Consider the following 16964-nt stretch of genomic DNA (forward strand, 5'->3'; position numbering starts at 1 on the left):
CCGTGACACGACGAACCGACTGGGCCGAGTACACCTTCCCGGTGGCCCCCGAGGGCCGGGGGAGCCGGGGCGACCGGAGATCGGCCGGGGGCGGCGACGGGGTGTACGACCACATGCGGGGCGATGCGGATGCCCGGGGTGCGGGCGCTCCGCGTGGTGACGGCCGCGCGCACGGGGGGCGCGGACGGGAGCGGCGGCGTGGTTCCGGGGAACCGGCCGACGGTCCACAGGACGGAGGGTCCGCTTTCTCGTCGAGGGCCGAGAAGGGGGAGCTCCCGGCGGACCCGGTGGAGCGGGCGCGGGCGATCTGCCTGCGCCTGCTCACCGGGACACCGCGTACCCGGAAGCAGCTCGCGGACGCCCTGCGCAAGCGGGAGATTCCCGAAGAGGCGGCGGAGGAGGTGCTGTCGAGGTTCGAGGAGGTCGGGCTCATCGACGACGGTGCCTTCGCGGACGCCTGGGTGGAGTCCCGGCACCACGGCCGGGGCCTGGCCCGCCGGGCGCTCGCGCGGGAACTGCGTACCAAGGGCGTGGACTCCGCGCTGATCGACGAAGCGGTGGGGCAGCTCGACACCGAACAGGAGGAGGCCACCGCGCGCGAACTCGTCGCCCGCAAGCTGCGCGCGACGCGGGGCCTCGACCGAGACAAGCGCCTGCGCCGCCTCGCGGGCATGCTCGCCCGCAAGGGCTACCCCGAGGGGATGGCCCTGAGGGTGGTCCGCCGGGCACTGGAGGACGAGGGGGAGGACACGGAAGGGCTGGACGACGGGGAGTTCTGAGCCTGCGGGGCCGCTCGGCGGCACGGAAGCGGGACATGCGGCCCCGGGCGGAGGCGCTCCACAGCCCGGTGGGACGCAAGACGCGGCCCGGTCGGAAGCAATACGCGGCCCGGTGGGCCGGGCGGGGGACGCGAGCCCTGAACACGGTGGACGCGCGGGGGCGCCGATCGCGTTCAGGGCTCGTCAGGCCCGTCCGGCGCGCCCTACGGTGTCACCGGCAACTCCGCCGCCTTCCATGCCTGGAAGCCGCCCACCAGGTCCGTGGCGCGGTGCAGGCCCAGTTGGCGCAGGGAGGCCGCGGCGAGGCTCGACGCGTAGCCTTCGTTGCAGACGACCACCACCCGCAGGTCGTGACTCGTGGCCTCGGGGACACGGTGGCTGCCCTGGGGATCCAGGCGCCACTCCAGTTCGTTGCGCTCGACGACGAGGGCACCCGGGATCAGCCCGTCCCGGTCGCGCAGGGCCGCGTAGCGGATGTCCACGAGCAGGGCGTCACCGGCGCGTACGGCCTCGTACGCCTCCCTCGCCTCCACGCGGTCCAGGTCCTCACGGACCCGTTCCAGCAACACGTCGATGCCCAGGGGGCTTTCGGGCAGGGACGTCATTGCCAGTCCTCCGGGCGCTCGACCTGCTCAAGGCGCAGTATCTGCCCCGTGCGGCTGTAGCGGCGGATCCGCGGCAGGGGTGGGTAGTAGGCGTGGACCGAGACCGCGTGCCGGTCGGGGGACTCGTTGAGCACCTCGTGTACATGGTGCTGCCCGAAGGAGCGGCCCCTGCCCGCCGGCAGCCGTCGCTCCCGGTCCACCCCCTCGGTGAGTTCCAGGGTCTTCCAGCCGTCGGACGGCAGCCGGGCCGCGAGGGAGTTCTCCCTCAGTTCGCCCGATGCGGTGACGAAGGCGCCCACCGAGTCGGCGTGGTCGTGCCAGCCGGTGCCGGTGCCGGGCGGCCAGCCGATCAGCCACGCCTCGCTGCCGCCGGGGCCCTGAAGCCGCACCCAGGTACGGCCCTCGGGGTCGAGGGGGAGCGAGGAGATCAGCTTCGCGTCGGCCGCCGTCCGGCTCGCGAAGTCGAGCAGCTCGGTCTGCGTGGGGGCCTGGGCGGCGGCGGAGCCGGACGAGGAGGGAAGGGGAGGGGCGGGGGGGACCGATGAGACAGAAGGGTGCACGGACAACGGGACCGTCCTGAGGTTCGCGTGGAGCGCGCGGTGGTGCCAGACGGCGCGCGCGGGTGAAGGGATGGCGAGATCAGCAGGACGGACGACACACGCAGCCCGCATAGCGGACGAGGTCCATATGGACCCTCCGCCACAGGCGCACACAGGTGTCGGTCACGATTCGGAGTACACCACGGAGGTGCCGACCGGTCAAACTCACCGTCACCATGTGGACACCGCGGTGACTGTGTGTGCGAGGAGGCGTCCCGTGCCCCTCAGCCCGCGTTCACGGCGGCCTGTTCCTTCGCCGGGCCGCCCAGCGTCGCCTCCGCCGCCCGGTACAGGTCCGCCGGCCGTACCCCGCTCAGCGCGGTCACCAGGTGACCGTCCGGGCGGACCAGAAGGACCGTGTGGGCGGCCGCGCCCGGGTAGCTCTCGGCGACCAGGAGTTCCGCGGGGTGCGGCAGGGCCGTGACCGCCGCCGCCAGCCGGGGCATGATCCCGGCCGACACCCAGTGCTTGCGCTCCCACACCCCGGTGCCCGGCGCCACCAGCACCACCAGCAGCGATCCGCGCCCCAGCCGGTCCCGCAGCCGTACGGACGAACCGTCCTCGGCCGTCACCCGCACATCCGCGACCGCCGCCCCGGGCTCGGTGCCCACTCGTGCCTCCGAGTCGCTCGGCGCGGGCGTGAGCGGCGAGCCGGCGTAGGTGCCCGGCGCACCCAGCGTCCCGCGCCCCAGATGGCCGTCCGCGAGCAGCGCGTCCTGACCGCGCGCGGACCCGGGAACGTACGACCGCAGGCTTCCTCCGGCGCGCACCAGCGGCAGCGCCTGGTCGGCGGCGCGCAGCCGGGCCGCGACCACGGCGCGCCGCTCGCTCTGGTAGCTGTCGAGCAGTGTCCCGCGTGGGCCGTGGTGCCAGGCCAGCGCCAGTTTCCAGGCGAGGTTGTCCGCGTCCCTGAGCCCCTCGTCCAGGCCCTGGGTGCCGAGCGTGCCGAGCAGATGCGCGGCGTCCCCGGCGAGGAAGACCCGGCCGACGCGCCAGCGGCGGGCGAGCCGGTGGTGGACGGTGTGGACTCCGGTGTCCAGCAGTTCGTACGACGGTGTCGACTCACCGGTCCAGCCGGTCAGCGTCTCCCGGATGCGGGTGATCAGCAACTCGGGCGTGACCAGGTCCTTGCCGGGCGGGAGCAGCCAGTCCAGGCGCCAGACGCCGTCCGGGAGCGGGCGTGCGGTGACCTCCCCGGCTGAGGGGCCCGATGTCCGCCACGGCGGCGTCCGGTGGAGCAACGCCTGGCCGGCCCAGGGCAGTTCCGTCCGCAGCGCCGCGACGGCGTGCCGCTCCACCGCCGTACGGCCGGGGAAGCGGATGTCCTGGAGCTTGCGCACGGTCGAGCGCGGGCCGTCGCAGCCGACCAGGTAACTGCCGCGCCACCACGTGCTCTTGGGGCCTCGGGTGTGGGCCGTGATGCCCGAGGACTCCTGTTCGATCGTGTCGAGGCGGCTGTCCACGGCCAGCTCGACCAGCGGCTCTGCCGCGACGGCGGCCCGCAGGGCGCCGGTCAGGACATGCTGGGCGATGTGCAGAGGGGCGGGCTCGGTGTCGCCGAAGAGGACCTCGCGCATCGTCTGCTTGCGCCTGACCGACCGCCAGCCGACCCAGTGCAGTCCGCTCTCCCCGAGCGGGGCCCCCGAAAGCCGCTCCATGAGCGCGGCCGTGTCCTCGCGCAGCACAACCGTGCGCGCCGCACGTGCCGCATCTCCGCCGGGCCCCTCGTCGAGGACGACCGACGGCACATCCTGACGGGCCAGCGCCAGTGCGAGCGTGAGCCCGACAGGCCCCGCTCCGACGACGATCACCGGGTCCACGGCGCGGCGCCCCCTGCCCGCAGCGGTGTTCTGACGGACTGGTACGAACACAGGAGGGGAGCAGGGCGAACGATCACAGAACGTATGCAACCCACTGCCGAGGCTGCCGTCAAGCGAGGCAGTGGGCCGGGCAGGGAGCCGCCTGCTCACCGATCGCCTTAGGCCATAGATACGGTACTTCCAATTCCGGTTCCGTCATGCGCGCGATCGTCATGGGGTGGGCCCGCGCGGTGGTGGCCCGTTGGGACCGGCGAAGCGGGCGGGGCGGGACCCCGCCGGCCGGCCGCGACGTGGACGCGAGTCGCCGGTCCATCAAGCGCTCGGTGGCGCCGGGTGGTGACGGCCGGCTCCACCCGCCATGCCGCGGGAGGAACCGGCCGTCGTGCGCTGCGGGCCACGCGGCCTGTCAGGGCCGCGGCTCACGGTCGGCCGTGGGACCGAGGGGGCCGCCCGAGGCGTCGAGCACTCCGGGTGCTTCGGCGGGCTCGGCCGCCGCCGCCACGGCGACACCGGTCTTCGTGCGGCGCCCCCGTCGTTCGATCCAGGTCGCGAGCGAGGAGAGGGCGAGGCACATCGCGATGTAGATCGCGCCCACGACGATGGTGACCGCCGTGAACGGGTTCTCCCCGTTGACGATGATGTTGTTGGCCATCGTCCGGGTGGCGAACAGAAGTTCCGTGTAGGTGATGACGTAGCCGAGTGAGGTGTCCTTCAGGGTGACCACCAACTGGCTGATCATCGTCGGCAGCATGGAGCGGATCGCCTGCGGCAGCAAGAGCGTCGTCATCACCTGGTACTTGCGCAGACCGAGCGCGTAAGCAGCCTCCACCTGTCCCCGGGGCACGGCGTTGATGCCCGCGCGGAACACCTCGGCCTGCACTGAGCCGTTGTAGACGGTCAGACCGACGACAAGTCCCCAGAACGCGGTGTTGTCCCCGATCACGCCGAGGTCTTGCTTGTACGTGAGGAACAGCACCCACAGGGCGTAGATGGTGATGAGCAGCGGTACGGCACGGAACAGCTCGATGAAGCCGGTCGCGAGCCAGCGGACCGGCCGGTGCTCCGACAGCCGCGCCACGGCGAGCAGCAGCCCGACGATCAGGGACAGTGCCCCGGCCACGGCGAACACCTTCAAGGTGGTCAGCACCCCGTCGCGGATGTTGGTGCGCACGCCCGCGTTGTTGAATATCTCCCAGACCTTCGGGTCGAGCTGACCCTTGGCATCGAGCCGGTACACGGCGAAGGCGAGCAGCCCGACAAGCGCCAGGGAGCCGAGCACCGAGTAGATGCGGTTGCGGATGCGGGCCTTCGGGCCCGGCGCGTCGTACAGAACGCTTGCAGTCATCGCGCGACCCCCAGGCGCCGCTCCAGCAGCCGGAACAGACCGCTGATCGAGAAGGTGACGACGAGATAGCCCAGAGCCACCCAGAGGAAGATCCAGGTGATGGGGAAGCCCTTGTCGCTCAGCAGCTTCTGCACACCGAACAGCTCGGTGACGCTGAACGCGCCCGCGATCGCCGAGTTCTTGGTCAGCGCGATGAAGATCGAGCTCAGCGGTGCGATCACGGTGCGCGTCGCCTGCGGCAGGACGATCATGCGCAGGGTCTGCGTGAAGGTCATGCCGAGGGAGCGGGCGGCCTCCGCCTGCCCCAGGGGCACGGTGTTGATGCCCGACCGCACCGCCTCACAGACGAATGCCGACGTGTAGAAGCTCAGGGCGAGCAGGGCCTTCGTCCACGGGCTCAGGCCCGGCACGAAAATGACCGGGACGACGAACCAGGCGATGAGGAAGAGCAGCGTCAGGGGAGTGTTCCGGAAGAGGGTGACCCACGCGGTCCCGAACATCCGCAGCGGAGGGACCGGGGAGACGCGGAACCCGGCGATGACGACACCCAGCGTCATCGCGAGCAGTCCGCTGGCGAGGGTCAGCAGGACGGTGCCGATGAACCCCTCGCGGAATTCCGCGAGATGGTCGAGCAATACGTTCACGGGGAGGTCCTCGTGGCGGTGTACGGGCAGGGAAGGCCGCGTCAGGGGCGATTGGCCGGACGGCGTCGCCGGGACGGGCCGACCGGCCACCGCCGACCCGCAGGGCACCGGGTCGGCGGCGGCCGGCTCACTCGACGCCGCGAGGGCGACGTCTCAGCGGCGCGTCAGTAGCGGCTGACGGCCGGCGGCTCGGAGTACGGGGAGCCGGACAGGCCGAGCGTCGCCTCGTACGCCTTCTTGTAGTCGCCGTTCTTCTCGTGCTTCTCGAGCGCGCTGTTCACGGCGTCACGCAGCGCCTTGTCGTCCTTGTTCATGCCCACGCCGTAAGGCTCCTTGGTGAACGGCTTGCCGACCACCTTGAGCTTGGTGGGACGCTGCGCGGCATAGCCCTTGAGGATCGCGTCGTCGGTGGTGACGGCGTCGACCTCGTTGTTCAGCAGCTGCTGCACGCACTCGGAGTACTTCGACAGCTCGACGGTCTTCGCGCCGTACTTGGGCTTCTTGATCTCCTGCAGCGGCGTCGAGCCCTTGATGGAACACACCGTCTTGCCCTTGAGCGAGTCGGGACCGGTGATGCCCTGCTCGTCCTTGCGTACCAGCAGGTCCGCGCCTGCCTGGAAGTACGGTCCCGCGAAGCCGACCTGCTTCTTGCGCTCGTCGTTGATCGTGTACGTGCCGACGTACAGGTCGACCTCGCCCTTGGAGATGGTGGTCTCGCGGACGTTGGAGTCCACGGTCTTGAACTCGATCTGGTCGGGCTTGAAGCCGAGGTCGGCGGCGACCATCTTGGCGATCTCGATGTCGAAGCCGGACCGCTTGCCGGTGGTGTCCTCGAAGCCGAGGTACGGCTGGTCGTTCTTGGCGCCGATGACGAGCTTGCCGGCCTGCTGGGCCTTCTTCAGCGTGGGCGAGTCGATCTTCACATTGCCCGCGACGGCGTACGTCGGCAGCTTGGGCGCGTTCGCCCCGGTGCTCTCGCCGGCGGGCTGGTCACCGGCGTTGCCGGATTCGCCGCCACAGGCCGTCAGGGCCAGTGCCAGTGCGGTGAGGACCGCTGCGGAGGAGGACTTGCGGAACTTCATGGTGGACATCCTTAGAGTCGGCGGGTTCGGCGTTGTCTGGGCCCCGACCCGGGCGCGCAAGGGCACGGGCGGCGACACGGGGCCGGTGTCAGTGGTGGAGGATCTTCGACAGGAAGTCCTTGGCCCGGTCGCTGCGCGGATTGCTGAAGAACTGATCGGGGGCAGCCTGTTCGACGATCCGGCCGTCGGCCATGAACACCACCCGGTTTGCGGCCGAACGGGCGAAGCCCATCTCGTGCGTGACGACGACCATGGTCATTCCGTCCCGGGCGAGCTGCTGCATGACATCCAGGACCTCGCTGATCATCTCCGGGTCCAGGGCGGAGGTCGGCTCGTCGAAGAGCATCACCTTCGGGCCCATGGCCAGCGCCCGGGCGATGGCGACACGCTGCTGCTGCCCGCCGGAGAGCTGCGCCGGGTACTTGTCCGCCTGGGTGCCGACGCCGACCCGGTCGAGCAGGGTACGCGCCTTGTCCTCGGCCTTCTTCTTGTCCGTCCTGCGGACCTTGACCTGGCCCAGCATCACGTTCTCGAGCACCGTCTTGTGTGCGAACAGATTGAAGGACTGGAAGACCATGCCGACATCGGCGCGCAGCCGGGCCAGTTCCCTGCCCTCCTGGGGCAGTGGCTTGCCGTCAATCAGGATCTCGCCCGAGTCGATGGTCTCCAGGCGGTTGATGGTGCGGCACAGGGTGGACTTTCCCGACCCCGAGGGGCCGATGACCACGACGACCTCACCACGGGTGATGGTCAGGTCGATGTCCTGGAGCACGTGCAACGCGCCGAAGTGCTTGTTGACGTTCTTCAGGACGACCAGTTCGTCGGTCGCGGCCACCGAGTCCTTGGCCACCGATACTGCGGTCATTGCTGGTTGGCTCCGTCCTCACTCGGTTTCGGAGGACAGTAATGACGTGGTGCGACCAGCGTCATTACATCTGAGGGAGATCTGAGCATCACGATCCGGTAGCGGCCGGACACATGCCGTAGCCGCACTGCGCCGCCCGCGTACCGGCTCAGTAACGGTAGGCGTCCGCAACCGGAAGCCTCTTGACGCCGTCCATGTTCATCGGCGTGACTGCCATGGTGCACGCGCACGCGTGCACCTGTTCGTATGGATAACGCCTTCGTTCGTGTGGATGACGCTTTCCAGTACAGGGTGCTGACCGGCCCTTGTACAGGCCGACACCGAACGGGGACCTTGGACCAGAGACCGGAGGGGGCCGGCATGAGACTGCTTCTCGTCGAGGACGACAACCACGTCGCGGCCGCCCTGTCCGCCGTGCTGGCGCGGCACGGCTTCGACGTCACACACGCCCGCAACGGCGAGGAGGCCCTGCGGGCGCTGGTCCCCGAGGGGGCCGGCTTCGGCGTCGTCCTGCTCGACCTGGGCCTGCCCGACCAGGACGGCTACGAGGTCTGCGGGAAGATCCGCAAGCGCACCAGCACTCCGGTGATCATGGTCACCGCACGCTCCGACGTGCGCTCCCGGATCCACGGCCTGAATCTCGGCGCCGACGACTACGTGGTCAAGCCGTACGACACCGGGGAACTGCTCGCGCGCATCCACGCCGTCAGCAGGCGCACCCCGCACCTGGACGACACCGGCGCCACCGAGACCGTGCTGCGCCTCGGCCCGGTGCATATCGAACTGCCCACCCGCCGGGTCAGCGTGGACGGTTCCGCGGTCCAGCTGACCCGCAAGGAGTTCGATCTGCTCGCCCTGCTGGCCCAGCGCCCGGGTGTGGTTTTCCGCCGCGAGCAGATCATCAGCGAGGTCTGGCAGACCAGCTGGGAGGGGACGGGGCGCACCCTGGAGGTGCACGTCGCCTCGCTGCGTTCCAAGCTGCGCATGCCCGCGCTGATCGAGACCGTGCGTGGCGTCGGGTACCGGCTCGTCGCCCCGGCCGCGTAGCGGGGACGGGTGCGCGCACGACTGCTTCCGCTGCTCATCGTTCTGATGGCCGCCGTGCTGCTCGCGCTCGGCGTGCCGCTCGCGGTGAGCCTCGCCGCCGCACAGCAGCAGCGGGTCGTCGTCGACCGGATCGACGACACGGCCCGCTTCGCCGCCCTTGCGCAGTTCGTCACCGACCGGCCCAGCATCGGCTCCCGGGTGGGGAAGGAGGACGAGCGGGGCGAGACCCTGCGCAAGGAACTCTCCATGTACTACAGCGTCTACGGCATCAAGGCCGGTGTCTTCTACCGTGACGACGTACCCATGGCCAATGCGCCGGAGGACTGGTACCTCCCCCAGGAGGGCGGCGGCCGGGACGCCTTCGACGAGGCCCTCCTCGGGCGCCGCAGCCACGACCCGCAGCAGGTGTGGCCCTGGCAGCGGACCCGGCTCGTGGTCGCCTCCCCGGTCATCCGCGACGGTGACGTCGTCGCCGTCGTCGTCACCGACTCGCCCACCGGGCAGATGCGGTCGAGCATCCTGCACGGCTGGCTGCTCATCGGCGCCGGGGAGATCGCCGCGATGCTGCTGGCGGTGGGTGCGGCGCTGCGTCTGACCGGCTGGGTGCTCAGGCCCGTGCGGATCCTGGACGCGACGACCCACGACATCGCGACCGGGCGTCTGAAGTCCCGGGTCGCGGCCGCCGGCGGGCCACCGGAACTCCGGCGCCTGGCCCGGTCGTTCAACGAGATGGCGGACAACGTGGAGGAAGTCCTCGAGCAGCAGCGCGCCTTCGTCGCGGACGCCTCCCACCAGCTGCGCAATCCGCTCTCCGCGCTGCTGCTGCGCATCGAGCTGCTCGCCCTCGAACTGCCCGAGGGCAATGAGGAGATCGCCTCGGTCCGCACCGAGGGCAAGCGCCTCGCGCAGGTCCTCGACGACCTGCTCGACCTCGCGCTCGCCGAGCACGCCGACGCCGACCTGTGCGTCACCGACGTCGGCGCGCTGGCCGCCGAGCGGGTCGCGGCGTGGGGCCCGGCAGCCGAGGCCAAGGGCGTGGCGCTGACCGGCAACTGCCCGGCCACCACCGCCTGGGCCGATCCCATCGCCCTCTCCAGCGCGCTGGACGCGGTCATCGACAACGCGGTGAAGTTCACCCCGGAGGGGGAGCGGGTCGAGCTCGAGGTCGCTACGGACGGCGAGTGGGCGACGGTGGTGGTCACCGACGGCGGCCCCGGACTCGGCGACGAGGAACTGGCCCGCATAGGCGACCGCTTCTGGCGCAGTGCCGCCCACCAGAACATCAAGGGCTCGGGACTCGGGCTGTCCATCTCACGGGCGCTGCTCGCGGCGGGCGGGGGATCGATCGTGTACGCGCGCCACGAGCCGTACGGGCTGAGGGTGACGGTCAGGGTGCCGCGGAGCGCCCCCCGGCCCGGCGCGTCCGGTGCCTGAGGACGAGGCGGTGCCGGGCGGCTACGGCTTCACCGACTGGTAGTACCGCCGCGCGCCCTCGTGCAGCTGCAGCGGATCCGTGTAGATCGCCGTCCGCAGGTCCACCAGCTGGGCCGCGTGCACCTGGGCGCCGATCCGGTCACGGCTGTCGATCACCGTGCGGGTGATCTTCTCGGTCAGGTCCGCGTTCATCTCCTCCCGCGTGATCAGGAGGTTCGCCACGGCCACGGTCTGCACGGCGGAACCCTGCTCGATGTCCGGGTAGGCGTCGGCGGGCATCACCGCGGCCCGGTAGTTGCGCGAGGCGCCGCCCTGCTCGTGCAGCTTCGCCACCAGATCGCTGCCTATGGGCACCAGGCGGACCGCGGACTGCCGCGACAGCTGGGTGACCGCGCTGGTGGGCAGCCCGCCCGACCAGAAGAACGCGTCGATCCTGTGCCGCTTCAGCAGGTCGGGCATGGTCCCGATGCCGTCGGACAGGGCGGTGATGTCCTTGTGCGGATTCAGCCCGGCCGCGGCGAGCACGTGTTCCGCTATCAGCCGCACCCCCGATCCGCCCGGCCCGACGGCGACCCTCCGCCCCTTCAGGTCCGCCACGGACTGCACGGGGGACGAGCGCGGCACCACCAGATGCACATAGTCGTCGTACAGGCGTGCGCAGCCGCGCAGCCGCCCGGCGCCCGGTTTGTTCTCCAGCCGGTACGTCTCCACGGCGTCGGCCGCGGCGATGGTGAAGTCCGCCCGGCCCGTGGCCACCCGGCGCACGTTCTCCTGCGAGCCGTCGCTGTTCAGCAGCCGTACCCGCAGCTTCGGCAGGTCCTTGGCGATGGCGGGCCGCAGCAGCGTGCCGTACTTCTCGTAGACGCCGGTCGGGGTGCCGGTACTGAAGGTGACCGTGCCGTTCGGCAACTCCTCGCCGATCGGCAGCAGCCACCACAGCAGCAGCCCGAAGACCACGAAGGCGGCCGCCGAGCCCAGCAGCGCACGACGCCTGCTCATACGTGGGAGTGCCTGGAGCATGCGGGCGATCCTGCCAGGCCGCACGCACCCCTGAACAGGGCGGGGTGCGGACGTGGACCGGGAGCGGCACGGCTGCGGTGACCGGTAGGGTCGCCGAATGCGCCCTTCGACCGACTCCCTCTCGACCGGCTCCCTCTCGCCCGCCTCCCTCGTCCGCGAGTTCCATCTCGCCTTCGGCCTCGACGCCCGTACCGTGCCGACCGAGGTCTCCCCGGAGCTGGCAGCACACCGCGGCGAGCTGCTCGCCGAGGAGGCCGCCGAGGTCGCCGAGGTGGCGGCCGCCGGTCCGCTGGACCGGCTGGCGCACGAGCTGGCGGACCTCGTGTACGTGGCCTATGGCACGGCCCTCGTGCACGGCATCGACCTCGACGCCGTGATCGCCGAGATCCACCGCGCGAACATGACCAAGATCGGCCCGGACGGCACGGTCGCCCGGCGGGCGGATGGGAAGGTCCTCAAGGGCGACCACTACCGCGCCCCGGATGTCTCGGCGGTACTGCGCCGTCAGGGGTGGACGCCCTCGTCGGCGTAGAAGGTGCCGCGCGCGGTGACAGCGCCGGCGGCACGGCCGTCGTCACGGCGATGGCCCTGCGGGACACTCCCGCCCCGCTGCCGGTCCCGGTCCGTCGCGGGTCGGCTGTCCGCCCGGCGCCCGTGCCGGTCACCGTGGCCCCTCGCGCGTCGGCGGTCCCTGCCCTCGTGGGGCCGTACCCCGATGGCCGCCCCTAGACTGGGGCGACTTCAGGACAGGGCCTGGACGGGAAGGGGACGACGACGGTGGCGGCAGGTGGCGGTGGTTTCGCGGAGGACCCGTCCGCCGAGGTCTTGTCGGAGGCGGCCGCCGCGTTCGGGCTGCTGGCCTCGCCCGCACGACTGCACATCGTGTGGGCGCTCGCGCAGGGCGAGAGCGATGTCACCGGCCTCGCCGAGCGCGTCGGCGGCGCTTTGCCCGCAGTGAGCCAGCACCTGACCAAGCTGAAGCTCGCCGGACTCGTCCGCTCCCGTCGTGAGGGCCGCCGCCAGGTCTACTTCGTCGACGACGCGGACGTCGTGACCGTCGTCCGTCTCGTGGTGGGCCAGCTCAGCGACCGCGCCGCACGGACCCGCGCCCCGGCATCCCGGCTCCGTGGCCTCTGAGAGCGCCGCACCGTCACCGGCCTGGCCGTCCCACGCCGGCGTCGGACGCTGTGCCGCGGCGCCCACCGCCCTCCAGGAGCTGCGCCGCCTGCACAGCAGTCCGCGCGGGCTGACCGACGCGGAGGCGGAGGCCCGGCTCGCGGACATCGGCGAGAACGTGCTCCCCGAGGCCCGCACCCCCTCCTGGTCCCGCCGTTTCGCACGCGGCCTGCGCGATCCGTTCACCACGGTCCTGCTCTGCCTGGGCCTGGTGTCCGCGACGGTCAGCGCCTGGGGCACCGCCTGCGTGATCCTCGCCCTCGTCGTCGTCAGCTGTGTGCTGCGCGCCACCGGCGAGTACCGGGCCGACCGTTCGATGGCCGCGCTGCGCGACCTGGTCGCCACCACCGCGACCGTACTGCGCCGCCCGGACCCGGACCGGCCGTCACAGGAGCGGGAGGCGCCCGCCGCCGAGCTGGTGCCGGGCGATGTCATCCGCCTCGCCCCCGGCGACCTGGTCCCGGCCGACGTACGGCTGCTGCGCACCCACGGCCTGACGGTGCACCAGGCGGCGTTGACCGGGGAGTCGGCACCGGTCGCCAAGTACGCGCTCGACGCGCCCGCACCCGCCGAAGCCGGCCCGTTCGAGCAGCCCCACCTGTGCTTCCAGGGCAGCAGTGTGGCCACCGGCGGCGGCACCGCGCTCGTCCTGGAGACGGGCGCCCGGACCCGGTTCGCCCGGGCCCACGGCGCCCCCGCCCGGCGGGAGGCGAGTGCCTTCGAGCGGACCGTGCACGGGATCTCCTGGGTGCTGATCCGGTTCATGCTGCTCACCCCGCCGCTGGTGCTGATGGCCAACGCGACACTGCGCGACCGGGGCCTGGAGACGCTGCCCTTCGCCGTCGCGGTCGCAGTCGGCCTCACTCCCGAGATGCTGCCGGTCATCGTCACCACCTGCCTGGCCCGCGGTGCCCGGCTGCTCGCCCGCACCCACGGCGTGATCGTGAAACGCCTGCCCGCCCTGCACGACCTGGGCGCGGTCGATGTGCTCTGCCTGGACAAGACCGGCACCCTCAGCGAGGACCGGCCGGTCGTCGAGCGGGCCCTGGACGGGACCGGGCGGGACTCGCCCGAGGTGCTGCACCAGGCCGCCACGGCCGCCTGGTGGACCCTCCAACTCGCCGACCTGCCCGCCCCGGACGCCCTCGACGAGGCACTACTGGACGCGGCCGACGGAAGCTGGGAGGCGTACGAGGGCGTCGCCGTCGTGCCGTTCGACCCGGTCCGCCGACTGGCCACCGCCGTCGTCCGCGGCGGCCTCGGCACGCACACCCTCCTCGTCAAGGGCGCCGCCGAGGCCGTACTGGAGCGCTGTGCGCTCGAGCCCGACGAGCGGGAGCGGCTGCTCGAGCTCGCCGCCCGCGAGGCGCGGGACGGCCTGCGGGTGGTCGCGATCGCCACCGGCGACCGCCCCGCCCGCACCCGCCCCTACACCCCCGCCGACGAGCGCGGGCTCGCCTTCCGAGGCTTCGTCACCTTCCGGGACGCCCTCGCCCCGACCGCCTCGCGGGCCCTGCGGGACCTCGCCGCCCGCGGTGTCACCGTGCGGGTCCTCACCGGCGACCACCCGGGCACGGCGGCCCGCGTCTGCCGCGATCTCGGCCTCGACTCCGGTGACGTACGGACCGCGGGTGCCGCGGACGACCACACCGCGACCGTCGTCGCCCGGTGCACTCCCGAGGACAAGGCGCGGATCGTCACCGCGCTGCGCCGGGCCGGGCACACGGTCGGCTTCCTCGGTGACGGCGTCAACGACGTGCCGGCGCTGTACGCCGCCGACGTGGGGATCGCCCCGAGGGGCGCCGTCGACGTCGCCCGCGAGAGCGCGGACGTCGTCCTCGCGTACAAGGACCTGACCGCGATCGACCACGCCGTCGCCGCCGGCCGGCACAGCAGCGGCAACATCGCCACCTATCTGCGCGTCACCCTCTCCTCCAACCTCGGAAACGTCGTCGCGATGCTCGCCGCCGGTCTGCTGCTGCCCTTCCTGCCGATGCTCCCGGCCCAGGTCCTGGTGCAGAACCTGTGCTTCGACGCGGCCCAGCTCGCCTTCGCCCACGACCGTCCCGCGCCCGCGGTGCTCACCCGTCCCACCGTGCTGCGCCCGCGCGGCCTCCTCCGCTTCATCACCGGCTTCGGCCTGCTCAACGCCGTGGCCGACCTCGCGACCTTCGGTGTGCTCGCGGTCTCGCTGTACGGCCCCGACGCACTCGACGACGAAGCCGTCTTCCACTCGGCGTGGTTCACCGAGAACCTGCTCACCCAGGCCCTGGTGATGGTGCTGCTGCGCTCCGGCCGGAGCCTCGCCGAGGGACGTGCCCCGGGCCCGGTCGCGCGGGCCGCGGGGGTCCTCGCCGCGGTCGCCCTTCTGCTGCCCTTCACTCCACTCGGGGCCACGCTCGGCCTCATCGCTCTGCCGGTGGGGTACTACCTGCTGCTCGCCGCCGTCCTGGCGCTGTACGCGCTCGCCCTGTGGGCGGTCAGGGCGCGCTACGAGCGGCGGTGCGCGGCGAACGACGACCATCCCTAGGTCACGTTTCGTGCCGAGCGTGCCCTCGTCCGCTCCGATCCGCCCCCACGGTTGTACAGTTGCGCAAAGTGGCAAGCATGACCGGACGGTCGAGGGACGGAAGCCGTCCTCGGCCGAGCGAGGAAAGGGCGGGCGCGGCCAATGCTCCGCAACGGACTGGAACCCTGGCACCTGCTGATCGTGGCGATCGTCGTGATCGTGCTGTTCGGCTCGAAGAAGCTGCCGGACACCGCCCGCGCACTCGGCAAGTCCATGCGCATCCTCAAGAGCGAGGCGAAGGCGATGAAGGACGAGAACGCTCCCTCGCCGGGCGCCTCCCCGTCCGCCCCGGTGGCGCCGTCGGCGATCCGCACCTCCGCCGAGGCCGCCGCGGCCGAGCCCCCGGCCCCGGCCTCCTGACCCGCGGCCTTCCGAGGCCGGCTCAGGGGCTGGCGCTGTCGTAGCCGTACGTCAGGATCCCGCCGGTTTCGCCGAGCCGGCGCCGGTACACGTACAGCGCCGCCACCTGGACGCCGTCCGCAGGGGTCTCGACCCGGCAGGGATGGGTCACCTGCACCACCGAGGGCCGGCCCGCGACCTGCATACGCAGGCCGTCGGCCGGCCCGCCCGCGAGCACCGCCGTCTCCCACTTCGTCGGGACATGAAGATCCATGTCTGTACCTTAAAGTTGCGCAATCGCTGAAGTGTTGTGAGCTGCGCCACCTCCCGGCGGTCCGCGCCCACCTCTCCGCGGTCCGCGCCCACCTCTCCGCGGTCCGTGCCCCGCGGTCCGCGCCCGGGACCGTTCGGGAGAGGAAGATCACGCCAGGTGATGCGGTCTTGGCCATGCACGCGCCACGCGGTACGGTCTGTCCGATATCGACGACGGTACGACGGAAGCCGGTTGGAGTCCGGCACGGTCGCGCCACTGTGTGCGAGCGCCTTTGGCAGCTCGTGAGTCAGACCCGTGGCCGTCGTCCTGTGCACCACCGAGATGGGACGCGAACTCCCAGAGGAGGCCCTGCCATGGCGCAGACCGTCGCCCAGCCGACAGCCACCACCCCCGTCGTTCCCGCCAAGCTGCCGCTGAAGGCGATCGCTCCGTGGGCGGTCTTCTTCGGCGTCCTGATGATGCTCCTGCTCTACTTCGTCGGCGCCGAACAGGGCGCGACCTCCGTGTTCAACGGCACGGACGTCCACGAGTGGGTGCACGACGCACGCCACCTGCTCGGCTTCCCCTGCCACTGACGCGAGGGGTGCCGCACACCCGATGAACTCCGCAACGGTAAGAAGTCTTCTGGTGCGGGGCATGCTCGCCGGCCTTGGTGCCGGCGTGCTTGCCCTGATCGCCGCCTACTTCCTCGGTGAGCCGAGCGTCGACAGCGCGATCAGCTTCGAGGAAGCCCACTCCCACGAGCACGAGATGGAGGTCGTCTCGCGTTCTCTGCAGTCCACCGCCGGTCTCGCCACCGGTGTCCTGGTCTACGGAGTCGCCTTCGGCGGCATCGCCGCACTCGCCTTCTGCTTCGCGCTCGGCCGTGTCGGCCGCTTCGGTCCGCGGGCAACCGCGCTGCTGCTGTCCGGCTGCGCGCTGCTCGCCGTGTACGTCGTGCCCTTCCTGAAGTACCCGGCCAACCCGCCGTCGGTCGGCGACCCCGACACCATCGGCAAGCGGACCGGCCTGTACTTCCTGATGATGGTGCTCAGCGTCCTCCTCGCGATCGCCGCGACGATCCTGGGCAAACGGCTCGCACCCAGCCTGGGCACCTGGTACGCGACCGTCGTCGCGGTGGCCGGCTTCGTGCTCGTGATCGGTCTGGCGTACGCCTTCCTGCCGGTCGTCAATGAGGTGCCGAAGCACTTCCCGGCCACCCTGCTGTGGCGGTTCCGGCTGTCCGCGCTGGCCATCCAGACGGTGCTGTGGGGCGGATTCGGCCTCGTCTTCGGCGAGTTGGCCGAGCGGCTGCTGAATCCGAAGCCCGCGACCTCCACGTCGGGGCGGGCGGTTCCAGCCGCCCACTGAACCCTTCAGAACACGA

General features: G+C 71.6%; 19 protein-coding genes. 9 read left to right on the plus strand and 10 right to left on the minus strand.

All coding sequences use genetic code 11. The annotated features are described in order from the left end of the window. The first annotated feature begins 2 nt into the window (after positions 1 to 2). Positions 3 to 779: a recombination regulator RecX gene (recX, locus tag LZ604_RS07670; RefSeq protein WP_234513569.1), complete on the plus strand. Its 777-nt coding sequence runs from the start codon at positions 3 to 5 to the stop codon at positions 777 to 779. Between the two features lie 203 nt (positions 780 to 982). Here the strand turns inward: recX and LZ604_RS07675 are convergent, their stop codons facing one another. From LZ604_RS07675 to LZ604_RS07705, 8 genes are all read right to left on the minus strand, one after another. Then, entirely contained in the window at positions 983 to 1384 is a 402-nt protein-coding gene (locus tag LZ604_RS07675; RefSeq protein ID WP_234513571.1) for a rhodanese-like domain-containing protein, read from the minus strand. Further along, entirely contained in the window at positions 1381 to 1944 is a 564-nt protein-coding gene (locus LZ604_RS07680; RefSeq protein ID WP_234513573.1) for a cupin domain-containing protein, read from the minus strand. Before LZ604_RS07680 ends, LZ604_RS07675 begins: the two co-directional genes overlap by 4 nt. A gap of 79 nt (positions 1945 to 2023) precedes the next feature. Further along, complete coding sequence (locus tag LZ604_RS36195) at positions 2024 to 2161, minus strand: putative leader peptide (RefSeq protein WP_344415442.1); 138 nt, start codon at positions 2159 to 2161, stop codon at positions 2024 to 2026. 46 nt (positions 2162 to 2207) lie between these two features. Then, positions 2208 to 3803: an FAD-dependent monooxygenase gene (locus LZ604_RS07685; RefSeq protein ID WP_234513575.1), complete on the minus strand. Its 1596-nt coding sequence runs from the start codon at positions 3801 to 3803 to the stop codon at positions 2208 to 2210. Positions 3804 to 4209: 406 nt separating this feature from the next. Continuing rightward, positions 4210 to 5148, minus strand: a complete 939-nt coding sequence (locus tag LZ604_RS07690) for an amino acid ABC transporter permease (RefSeq protein WP_234513577.1) — start codon at positions 5146 to 5148, stop codon at positions 4210 to 4212. Beyond that, positions 5145 to 5792: an amino acid ABC transporter permease gene (locus LZ604_RS07695; protein WP_234513579.1), complete on the minus strand. Its 648-nt coding sequence runs from the start codon at positions 5790 to 5792 to the stop codon at positions 5145 to 5147. Before LZ604_RS07695 ends, LZ604_RS07690 begins: the two co-directional genes overlap by 4 nt. A 164-nt stretch (positions 5793 to 5956) precedes the next feature. Next, positions 5957 to 6874, minus strand: coding sequence for a glutamate ABC transporter substrate-binding protein (locus tag LZ604_RS07700; RefSeq protein ID WP_234513581.1), 918 nt, complete (start codon positions 6872 to 6874; stop codon positions 5957 to 5959). Positions 6875 to 6962: 88 nt separating this feature from the next. Further along, on the minus strand, positions 6963 to 7739 hold the full coding sequence (locus tag LZ604_RS07705; RefSeq protein WP_234513583.1) for an amino acid ABC transporter ATP-binding protein: 777 nt from the start codon (positions 7737 to 7739) through the stop codon (positions 6963 to 6965). Between the two features lie 360 nt (positions 7740 to 8099). On the opposite strand from LZ604_RS07705, the gene LZ604_RS07710 reads away from it, so the two are divergent. Both LZ604_RS07710 and LZ604_RS07715 read left to right on the plus strand, forming a co-directional pair. Further along, the gene (locus LZ604_RS07710; protein ID WP_234513584.1) at positions 8100 to 8786 is read left to right on the plus strand and encodes a response regulator transcription factor; all 687 of its coding nucleotides are present in this window, start codon (positions 8100 to 8102) and stop codon (positions 8784 to 8786) included. A 9-nt stretch (positions 8787 to 8795) separates the two neighbouring features. Then, positions 8796 to 10220, plus strand: coding sequence for a sensor histidine kinase (locus LZ604_RS07715; protein WP_234513585.1), 1425 nt, complete (start codon positions 8796 to 8798; stop codon positions 10218 to 10220). Positions 10221 to 10241: 21 nt separating this feature from the next. Here the strand turns inward: LZ604_RS07715 and LZ604_RS07720 are convergent, their stop codons facing one another. Next, positions 10242 to 11240: a TAXI family TRAP transporter solute-binding subunit gene (locus LZ604_RS07720; protein ID WP_234513586.1), complete on the minus strand. Its 999-nt coding sequence runs from the start codon at positions 11238 to 11240 to the stop codon at positions 10242 to 10244. Between the two features lie 97 nt (positions 11241 to 11337). On the opposite strand from LZ604_RS07720, the gene LZ604_RS07725 reads away from it, so the two are divergent. The 4 genes from LZ604_RS07725 to tatA all read left to right on the plus strand — a co-directional run bounded on the left by LZ604_RS07725 (position 11338) and on the right by tatA (position 15345). After that, entirely contained in the window at positions 11338 to 11772 is a 435-nt protein-coding gene (locus LZ604_RS07725; protein ID WP_234513587.1) for a pyrophosphohydrolase domain-containing protein, read from the plus strand. Positions 11773 to 12017: 245 nt separating this feature from the next. Continuing rightward, entirely contained in the window at positions 12018 to 12377 is a 360-nt protein-coding gene (locus LZ604_RS07730) for an ArsR/SmtB family transcription factor (protein WP_234513588.1), read from the plus strand. Next, positions 12367 to 14946, plus strand: coding sequence for a magnesium-translocating P-type ATPase (mgtA, locus tag LZ604_RS07735; RefSeq protein WP_372482105.1), 2580 nt, complete (start codon positions 12367 to 12369; stop codon positions 14944 to 14946). Before LZ604_RS07730 ends, mgtA begins: the two co-directional genes overlap by 11 nt. Positions 14947 to 15087: 141 nt before the next feature. Beyond that, positions 15088 to 15345, plus strand: coding sequence for a Sec-independent protein translocase subunit TatA (tatA, locus tag LZ604_RS07740; RefSeq protein WP_234513589.1), 258 nt, complete (start codon positions 15088 to 15090; stop codon positions 15343 to 15345). A 22-nt stretch (positions 15346 to 15367) separates the two neighbouring features. On the opposite strand, the gene LZ604_RS07745 is transcribed toward tatA, so the two are convergent. After that, the gene (locus tag LZ604_RS07745) at positions 15368 to 15598 is read right to left on the minus strand and encodes a hypothetical protein (RefSeq protein WP_234513590.1); all 231 of its coding nucleotides are present in this window, start codon (positions 15596 to 15598) and stop codon (positions 15368 to 15370) included. Between the two features lie 353 nt (positions 15599 to 15951). Between LZ604_RS07745 and LZ604_RS07750 the strand changes: the two genes are divergently transcribed. After that, positions 15952 to 16173 (plus strand): CbtB domain-containing protein, encoded by a 222-nt coding sequence (locus LZ604_RS07750; RefSeq protein WP_234513591.1) that lies wholly within the window; start codon positions 15952 to 15954, stop codon positions 16171 to 16173. Between the two features lie 22 nt (positions 16174 to 16195). Beyond that, positions 16196 to 16948, plus strand: a complete 753-nt coding sequence (locus LZ604_RS07755) for a CbtA family protein (protein ID WP_234513593.1) — start codon at positions 16196 to 16198, stop codon at positions 16946 to 16948. Positions 16949 to 16964: the final 16 nt, after the last annotated feature.

The sequence above is a fragment of the Streptomyces glomeratus genome (genome assembly GCF_021462825.1).
Classification (GTDB): domain Bacteria; phylum Actinomycetota; class Actinomycetes; order Streptomycetales; family Streptomycetaceae; genus Streptomyces; species Streptomyces glomeratus.

Excerpts from the sequence above, each read along its gene's own strand:
- LZ604_RS07745 (WP_234513590.1), bottom strand. The coding sequence starts at position 15,598 with ATGGATCTTCATGTCCCGACGAAGTGGGAGACGGCGGTGCTCGCGGGC.
- LZ604_RS07755 (WP_234513593.1), top strand. The coding sequence starts at position 16,196 with ATGAACTCCGCAACGGTAAGAAGTCTTCTGGTGCGGGGCATGCTCGCC.
- LZ604_RS07725 (WP_234513587.1), top strand. The coding sequence starts at position 11,338 with ATGCGCCCTTCGACCGACTCCCTCTCGACCGGCTCCCTCTCGCCCGCC.
- LZ604_RS07700 (WP_234513581.1), bottom strand. The coding sequence starts at position 6,874 with ATGAAGTTCCGCAAGTCCTCCTCCGCAGCGGTCCTCACCGCACTGGCA.
- LZ604_RS07750 (WP_234513591.1), top strand. The coding sequence starts at position 15,952 with ATGGCGCAGACCGTCGCCCAGCCGACAGCCACCACCCCCGTCGTTCCC.
- LZ604_RS36195 (WP_344415442.1), bottom strand. The coding sequence starts at position 2,161 with ATGGTGACGGTGAGTTTGACCGGTCGGCACCTCCGTGGTGTACTCCGA.
- LZ604_RS07720 (WP_234513586.1), bottom strand. The coding sequence starts at position 11,240 with ATGCTCCAGGCACTCCCACGTATGAGCAGGCGTCGTGCGCTGCTGGGC.
- LZ604_RS07710 (WP_234513584.1), top strand. The coding sequence starts at position 8,100 with ATGAGACTGCTTCTCGTCGAGGACGACAACCACGTCGCGGCCGCCCTG.
- LZ604_RS07690 (WP_234513577.1), bottom strand. The coding sequence starts at position 5,148 with ATGACTGCAAGCGTTCTGTACGACGCGCCGGGCCCGAAGGCCCGCATC.
- LZ604_RS07675 (WP_234513571.1), bottom strand. The coding sequence starts at position 1,384 with ATGACGTCCCTGCCCGAAAGCCCCCTGGGCATCGACGTGTTGCTGGAA.
- tatA (WP_234513589.1), top strand. The coding sequence starts at position 15,088 with ATGCTCCGCAACGGACTGGAACCCTGGCACCTGCTGATCGTGGCGATC.
- LZ604_RS07705 (WP_234513583.1), bottom strand. The coding sequence starts at position 7,739 with ATGACCGCAGTATCGGTGGCCAAGGACTCGGTGGCCGCGACCGACGAA.